1 protein-coding gene and 2 pseudogenes are annotated in these 2014 nt (G+C 71.6%); all 3 read left to right on the forward strand.

Annotated elements, in window-relative coordinates:
* Window positions 1-440, forward strand: a pseudogene (locus RT309_RS11500) (hydrolase); the annotation flags it as partial.
* Between the two features lies 1 nt (window position 441).
* Window positions 442-1668: an aminotransferase class V-fold PLP-dependent enzyme gene (locus RT309_RS11505; protein ID WP_313357180.1), complete on the forward strand. Its 1227-nt coding sequence runs from the start codon at window positions 442-444 to the stop codon at window positions 1666-1668.
* Window positions 1665-2014: pseudogene (locus RT309_RS11510) on the forward strand (regulator); the annotation flags it as partial. The gene RT309_RS11505 and the pseudogene RT309_RS11510, both read left to right, overlap by 4 nt.

The following is a 2014-nucleotide window of genomic DNA, read 5'->3' on the forward strand; positions in this document are numbered from 1 at the left end:
CCCATGCCGAAGGGGCGGGCCAGGCGCAGCGCGCGGTGCGCCTCGGCGCGACCCGCCTGGCGCACGCGCCGTTCAGCGAGCGCCTCACCGACACCGAGATCGCGGCGCAGGCGGCATCCGCATCCTGGATCTCGACTCTGGCGATCCACGACGGCGACATGCTCGCTCTCGCACTCGACAACGTCCGGCGCTTCATCGCCGGCGGCGGCGAGGTGCTCTACGGCACCGACATGGGCAACGGACCTGCACCCGTCGACCTGCGCGAGGCGGAGATCGACCTGCTGCGCGCCGCCGGCCTCGACGGGCTCGGCCTGCTGGCATCCCTCTCCCCCGCCGACCCGCTCGCGGGCGGCCCTCTGCTGCTACTGCCCGACGGCGATCCGAATCGGGCCCACCGCCTCACACCAGCCGACATCGACACCGACATCACGGAGCCGTGACATGACCGACATCACCGCCGACCTGCTCGCCGAGGCCCGCAAGCTCGACCAGGCCGACCCGCTCGCCCACCACCTCGCCGAGTTCGCCGACGCCCCCGGCGTCATCGCCTACCTCGACGGCAATTCCCTGGGACGCCCGCTGCGCGATCTGCCCGAGAAGGCCGCGGCTTTCGTCCGCGACGACTGGGGCACGCGTCTCATCCGCTCGTGGGACGAGCAGTGGATGCAGCTGCCGATGCATCTCGGTGATCGCATCGGCGCGATCGCCCTCGGCGCCGCCGCCGGCCAGACCGTGGTCGCCGACTCGACCAGCGTGCTGCTCTACAAGCTCATGCGCGCCGGTGTCGCCGCGCGACCGGGTCGGGACGAGATCGTCATCGAGGCGGGCAACTTCCCCACCGATCGCTTCATCGCCGCCGGTATCGCGAACGAGACCGGCGCGACGCTGCGCTGGGTCGAGCCCGACCCGATCCTCGGGGTCACGGCCGATCAGGTCGCATCGGTCGTGTCCGAGCGCACCGCACTCGTCGTGCTCAGTCACGTCGACTACCGCTCGGGTTCGCTCGCCGACATGCCGTCGATCACCCGGGTGGTGAAGGATGCCGGAGCGCTGATGCTCTGGGACCTGTGCCACTCGGCCGGCGTCGTGCCCATGCAGCTCGACGACTGGGGCGTCGACATGGCCGTCGGATGCACTTACAAATACCTGAACGGCGGGCCCGGTTCGCCCGCTTTCGGCTATCTGCGCACCGAGCACCACGGCACGGTCGTGCAGCCGATCCACGGCTGGTGGGGTGCCGCCGACATCTTCGCCATGGGCCCCGAGTACACGCCGGTCTCCGGCATCCGGCAGCTGCTCAGCGGCACCCCGCCGGTGCTGTCGATGCTGCCGATGCAGGGCATGCTCGACCTGATCGAGCTGGAGGGGGTCACCGCCCTGCGGGTGAAGTCGATCACGCTCACCGAGTTCGCGATCCGCGCCTACGACGCGCTGCTCGCACCGCTCGGCGTGCGGCTGCTCTCGCCGCGCGAGGCCTCGCGCCGCGGCGGCCATGTCACGATCGGGCACGACTCCTTCCAGGAGGTCACGACGCAGCTGTGGGCCGACGGCGTGATCCCCGACTTCCGCTTCCCCGACGGCATCCGCCTCGGCCTGTCACCGCTGAGCACCTCGCACGAGGAGACCCTGCGCGGCGTGATCGCCGTGCGCGACGCCCTGCAGCCATGAACGCGGCCTCGGCGGCGGTGCTCGACGACATCGAGGCGCGGCCGGGAAGCGCGACCTCGCTGCTGCGCACCCTGATCGGGCTGTACCTGCGTCCGCTCGGCGGTCGCATCTCGTCGGGCGCGCTCGTGCGGCTGGCCGGCGACCTGGGTATCCCGGCCGCCCGCGCGCGCACCGCGATCACCCGGCTCAAGCAGCGCGGCCTGCTGCTCGCGACGCCGGATGCCGGATACGCCCTGAACCCTGCGGCGCTGCCGATGCTCGAGCGCGGCGACCGGCGCATCTTCGCGGTGCGCACCATGTCGGCGGGAGAAGACTGGCTGCTCGTCTCGGCAACCATCCCCGAGAC

It is taken from the genome of Microbacterium sp., from assembly GCF_032084865.1.
GTDB lineage: Bacteria > Actinomycetota > Actinomycetes > Actinomycetales > Microbacteriaceae > Microbacterium.